Genomic DNA, 6,490 nt, shown 5'->3' with positions numbered 1-6,490 from the left:
CCTACCAACCCCGGTGACAACACTCTCAAGATCATCGGATCGACAGAGCGACGCAATCATGCCGGGATCAGCAGGCCAGCACACCCATATCCTGCACCAGGAAACAGGCTACGAAAAAGGTAACGAGAGCGTTCCGCGTTAAGGGTTGTTATGTGCGAGAGGGTCGGGGTGAAAGAGCGGTTCATGGAATGCGATTCACGTCACGACTTCGCTAATCGATGGATTAACCCGGTAGTCTTAGCGTTGTTTGTGTCGTGGATTGCCGTGGGGTTCGGCACCGGCTGCCTCGTGCTGCCTAATTTGTGGGGGAATGTGGATGGTTCTGCCTGACGGGTCCGGGAATCGCCGTGCCAAGAACCGCCGCCGGAAGCTCATCGCGGCAACCGCCCTTTCTGTTGCCGCCGCAGTCCTGGTGACCGGCGCGATCCTCTACCCGGGGTTCAAGACCACCGAGGTGGACCTCAACGATGGCGGCGTCTGGGTTGTTAGCAAGTCCAAGAATGCGGCGGGACGGCTCAACTACCCTTCCAAGTCCCTGGACGGTGCCGTGACGCCGGCGAGCAAGGATTTCGACATCCTCCAACAGGCCGGCGACGTCTTCATTGACGACCCTGAAGGTGGCACCATCAATCCGGTCAGCGCCGCAAACATGCGCCTGGGCGGTGACCAGAAACTGCCCGGCTCCGCGGAAGTAAGTTTCGGCCACAAAGTGCTGGCAGTCACCGACCCCTCCAAAGGTAAGGTCTGGGCGCTGTCGCCTGGCTCAGTGGGCGGCTTCAGCGACGAATCAGAGCCACTGTTCGAGCAATCGCCCGGAATCGTTTCTGTGGTGGGCGCAGACGACACCATTCACACTGTGGATCCGGAGTCCGGGAGCGTGACCGCCACCAAGGTGGACGCCAACGGCAGGTCAGTGGATTCGCAAGTCCGCAAGGATGATGCCCTCAAGGGCGCAGGGGACCTGCAGCTCACCGCCGTGGGTGACAGGTCCGTGGTCCTCAACGAAGCTACGGGAGACATCGTTCTTCCGGGTGGCGCAACCGTTCACCTGGATGACGCCCGCGATGCGAAGCTCCAGCAAAGCGGACCAGCCGCAGATTTTGTGGCTATCGCCACCACCAAAGCGCTCCTGCTTCAGCCATTGGACGGTGGAACAGCCAAAACCGTCCGGCCCGACGGCGAAGGCATTCCCGCAGCCCCCGTGCAGTTGGGCACCTGCACTTACGGAGCATGGTCCGGTGCCAACAAGTACATCCGCGAATGCAGTAACGAGGCTGACAACCGCCGCGCCGACGTTCCCAAGGCGAGTGCGTCGCCGTCGTACGTTTTCCGGGTCAACCGCGATCTTGTGGTTCTGAACGACGTCAATTCCGGCAACGTCTGGATGGTCAACCGGAACATGCAGTTGGTCAACAACTGGGACGACGTCATCCCGCCCCAGCAAACATCGGACGACGCCGACAAGGACTCCGCGGACGAAGTCCAGCAGACGGTCCTCCCGGACCGAAGCAAACCGAACACTCCGCCTGTGGCCAAGCCGGACGCCTTTGGCGTGCGTGCCGGCAAGACGACTCTCCTTCCTGTCTTGGATAACGACGCCGACGCCGATGGAGACGTCCTCACGGTCAGCGCCAGCGAGCCGCTGAAGTCGGGCGCATTGTCCGCCGTGTATGGCGGTACGGGATTCCAGATCACCGTGCCCGCGGGTGCCACGGGTTCGGAAACGTTCAACTACTCCGTGGACGATGGCCGTGGCGGAACAGGTGCCGCAGACGTGGACCTGCGGATCGTCCCTACTGAAGAGAACAACGCGCCGCAACCCAAACCGAACCGCAATAATGCGTTGGTGGTGCAGTCCGGCAAGATCGCCAACCAGTACATCCTCAGTGACTGGATAGATCCCGACGGCGATGACATCTTCGCCGTCGCTGTCTCCAGTAGCGATCCCGCCGACCAAGTACGCATCAGGCCGGACGGGTTACTGACCCTGCAGGATTCGGGCGCGGGTCCCGGGAGAAAGACCCTGACGGTGAGCGTCTCGGACGGGTCGCTCACCACTCAAGGGCAAATCAGCGTGGATGTTCGTGCCCCTGGTGCGTTGCCGCCCATTGCGAATGCAGACCATGTGGTGGCTGTGGCGGGTCAGGACACTGTCATCGCTCCGCTGAAGAACGACACCGACCCGCAGGGCGGCATCCTGCGGCTGGCGCAAGCCCAGCCTGACGAGCAGTCGACGGCAGTAGTTGGACCGGACCAGCAGACATTCACGTTTAACTCCACGTCGGTTGGTGCCCACTACGTCACCTACATGGTGACCAACGGCCCCGCGAGTGCGCAGCAGTTGGTGCGTGTGGACGTAGTGTCCGGCAATAACGACGGCGCCCCTGTAGCTGTCCGCGACATCGCCCTCCTGCCCAGTGGTGGCAGCACAGTGGTTGATGTGTTGGGCAATGACTCGGATCCGGCCGGTGGGGTGTTGGTGGTCCAGTCCGTGACAGCAGTGGATGGGCTTCCCGTCAGCGTCGCCGTGCTGGACCATTCGGTCATCAAGATCACCGACATTCGTGCGCAGGGCCAGCTCTCGCTCAAATACACGATCTCCAACGGCAAGGCCTCGGCAACAGGGGACATCTCTGTCCAAGTAGTCCCGGCACCCACCAAGCTTCAGGCACCCCAGGCCAAGCCCGACGAAGTGTCGGTACGCGTCGGCGACGTTGTGACCATTCCGGTCCTGGAAAACGATTCGGACCCCAACGGCGGAGAGCTCACCCTCGACCCCGCGTTGGCGCAACAGCCCGACGAAGCGGACGGCAGGACGTTTATCGCGGGCAATTCCTTGCGCTTCATCGCAGGCGAGGTCCCCAAAACCGTCTATGCCATCTACAAGGTCAGCAATGCGTCGGGCCAGACCGATTCGCAGCAAGTCACTATCCGTATTCGCGCCAGGGACGACGCCACGAACACCCGCCCCGAGCCACGAAACCTGACCGCACGGGTGGTGGCGGGAATGACCGTCAAGATCCCCGTGCCATTGGACGGCATTGATGCCGACGGCGACTCGGTGCAGCTTATAGGCGTCGACAAGGCGCCCGCACTTGGCACAGCCGTGGTGCGGGATGGGTATATGGAGTTCACCGCTGCCGCCACTTCTGCAGGGACTGACACGTTCAGCTATCGCGTGCGGGACCGCATCGGAGCCGAAAACACCGGCACAGTGATTGTGGGCATCGCACCGGCAGAAGCGAACAACCAAAAGCCGATCGCCGTGGACGACGCCATTGATGTACGGCCCGGCCGTCGGATCGCAGTAAATGCGTTGAAGAACGACTCGGATCCTGACGGCGATCCCATCGGCCTTGTGAATTCGTTCGAAGCCAATCCTGAACTGCAAGTTGAGGCTGCCACCGGCAAGATTCTGTTGACTGCGCCCGGCGTTGCCGGAAATGAAAGCATCAGCTACAGAATTCAAGACGACAAAAAGGCTGAAGCCAGCGCGGTGGTCAGGGTTCAAACGAGTCCGACGGCGGCCCTCCACGTTCCGATTGCGGTCGACGACCGCATCACCTTGGCCGAGACGCTGGGCAAGACTGCAGTCGACGTCCCGGTACTGAAGAATGACTCTGATCCGGATGGCGTTGCGGAAGACCTGACCATCACGTTGCCGGACGCGAATCCAAACGCCCGGGTAGGGACCTCCGGGAACGTTGTGGTGTCTCTTACTCCCCAGGACCAACTGATTCCGTACACCGTGACGGACATGGATGGGCAGTCAGCAACAGCAGTGATGTGGATCCCCGGCCAAGGCCTGCAATATCCAACTCTTGCCAAAACCGAGCCCGTCGAAGTCATGTCCGGCAAGGAAATCACGCTCTCGCTCCAGGAATACGTCCGTGTGCGGGAAGGGCGCCAACCACGGCTTACTGTGGCGGACAAGATCCGTGTCCAGGGAGCCGATACCACCAACGTCATCTCCGGCGATGGGAATGCTCTGCGGTATGCGGCACAGGCGGACTACGTTGGCCCGGGATCCATCACCTTCGAGGTGACTGACGGATCCGGCCCGGACGACCCGCAGGGGCTGAAGTCCACGTTGACCATTATCACCAAGGTGATCCCGGACCCCAACGCGAACCACATCCCCACCTTCAGCGGAGCTTCCATCGAGGCTCCCAAGGGAGAAACCACGGATCTGGAACTGGGGAACCTGGCCAAGGACGTGGACGAGCGCGATCAGGGAAACCTCAAGTTTGAGCTCGACGGACAGCAACCCGCGGGCTTCCAAACCAAGGTGGAAGGAACCGTCCTCAAAGTCACCCCGGACCTTTCTGCTAATCCGGGCGTGGTGGGCACTTTCCCGCTAAAGGTCACTGACGGACGGTCTGACGCTGTCCGTGCAACGGTTACCGCCACCGTAGTCTCGTCCAACAGACCGCGCCCTGCTGCCAACGACGACGCTGTTGAGAAGGCCAACGCCGGGCGCTCCGAGACCGTCAATGTGCTGGCGAACGACTTCAACCCCTTCAACGATTCACCACTGACCATCGAGAGCGCCGCTGTGGAAACGGGCTCCGCGGCTGGTCAGCCGACGATCTCCGGCGACTCGGTGACAGTGACTCCTGCCGACGGCTTCAAAGGCGTCATGGTGGTGAGGTACACCGTGCTGGACAAGACCAAGGATCCATCCAGGCAGGCCGTGGGGCGTGTCCGGATCACAGTCCGGGACAAGCCCGACGCTCCGTCGGCGCCCGTCGCAACCGACGTCCGCAGCCGCACCGCAGTGCTCAAGTGGGCGCCGCCGTCGGACAATGGCGCAGCCATCACCAAATACACGGTGAAGGCGGCCGGCTTTGAACAGGTGTGTCCCACCACTACCTGCACACTCTCGGGGCTGACCAACAATGTGAAGTACGTCTTCACGGTGTTCGCCACCAATGAGGTGGGGGACTCGCCAGCGTCCATCGCGTCCAATGAGATCCGCCCGGATGAGAAGCCGTCACCGCCGGACGCCCCCACGGTCAAAGCCGGGGACAAGAACATGGCTATTACGTGGACCCCCGCGAAGACGGAGGGCTCACCTGTGAAGCACTACAACCTGGAGATCTCTCCGCCTCCGGCTAACGGCATTGCCGTCAAGAACGAGGTCACCGGCCTGAGCTACACGTGGCCCGGACTCAGCAACGGCGTGAAATACAAGGTCCGTGCCCAGGCCGTCAACGAGCTCGGTCCGTCGGACTGGGGCATGTACTCCCTTGAGGACAATCCCGCTGGCCTTCCGGCGGCCCCGGCTGCTCCCACCACCGCTGTGGTGGAGTCCGTGGGAACAAATAACCAGATCCGCGCGGACTGGGTCGAACCGGACATCAATGGTGATCCCATCAAGACGTACTTCGTCACCATGAACGGCGGAAACGGCGTCTCCCAGACCCAAACAATCCCGGGGAACGTCCGCTCAGCCACCTTTACCGCCCAGAACGCCGAAGCCGGCTACACGTTCACAGTGCAAGCTGAAAACAAAGCCGGTAAGGGTGGCGTCAGTGCTGCCTCGGCCCCGCGCCGTGCCACAGGCAAGCTCGGCACCGTTAACAACGTCTCGGCCACACCGGCAAATACCGGGGGAGCGGGCAAACAGGTGACTATCAACTTTGCGGTCCTCACTCCACAACAGCGGAACGGCTCCACCCAAAGTGAAGTCAGCTACCGCTATAACGCCAGTACCGGGCAGTCAGGCCCCATCACCCCTGGTCAGACGGTGGGTGGATTCACCAATGGACAGGCATCCTCCATCACAGTGACGGCGGTTTCCGCAGTCGCGCCAAGTTCAGACGCCAGCGCACCCGCTACTGCTACGCCGTACGGTTCGCCCGGAACGCCGTCCGCTTCCGGTGTCAATGGCGGCCAGAACCAGACCACACTGACGCTGAACTGGTCATCACCCTCCACGGGGAGCAACGACGTTGCTGTGACCAAGATCAGGATCAGTGGCGGTGAAACGGACGGCTGGATCACTGCACCAGCATCCGGCAGCCGAGTGGTCAACACCGGTGGCTACAACCAGACCCGCACCATTGAGGTCCAGACGTTCAACTCCATAGGCCAAGGCGGAGGCGTGGCTTCCGCTAGTGCTCAGAGTGGGCCGCAGAAGACCTCGTGGGATGCGACACTGCCTTCCGGTAGTTACCGTACCTGCACGGACACAGCACCATCGGGCCAAACCTCGTGGGATCCCAATACTCCGGGACACCGCTGCGACGGAAACGTCAATGGTCCGCCATGGCAGTATGAATTCAACGGCGGATTCACCGTTAACTGCTACATCAACCGCAGCACCCCGTACCTGAACTATGCGGCGTGGTACCGCCTGACCAGCGGTCCCAACGCCGGCCGCTTCATTGCCCAAGGCAACACAACCCTGGGAGACCCCGGACCTCATCAGATTCCGCAATGCTAGGCTCATCGACGCCGGGGCGGCGCCGGGCAGTTGTCCCCATCG

Annotated in this window: 1 protein-coding gene; it reads left to right on the top strand. The window is 61.8% G+C overall.

The window, feature by feature from the left end; all coding sequences use genetic code 11:
- The first annotated feature begins 316 nt into the window (after nucleotides 1-316).
- Complete coding sequence (locus RIF72_RS15705) at nucleotides 317-6,448, top strand: Ig-like domain-containing protein (protein WP_309075772.1); 6,132 nt, start codon at nucleotides 317-319, stop codon at nucleotides 6,446-6,448.
- Nucleotides 6,449-6,490 lie beyond the last annotated feature (42 nt).

The sequence above is a fragment of the Paenarthrobacter sp. genome (assembly GCF_031180005.1).
GTDB lineage: Bacteria > Actinomycetota > Actinomycetes > Actinomycetales > Micrococcaceae > Arthrobacter.
The sequence above is the reverse complement of the archived record's forward strand: the minus strand, read 5'-3'. Positions and strand labels throughout refer to the sequence as shown.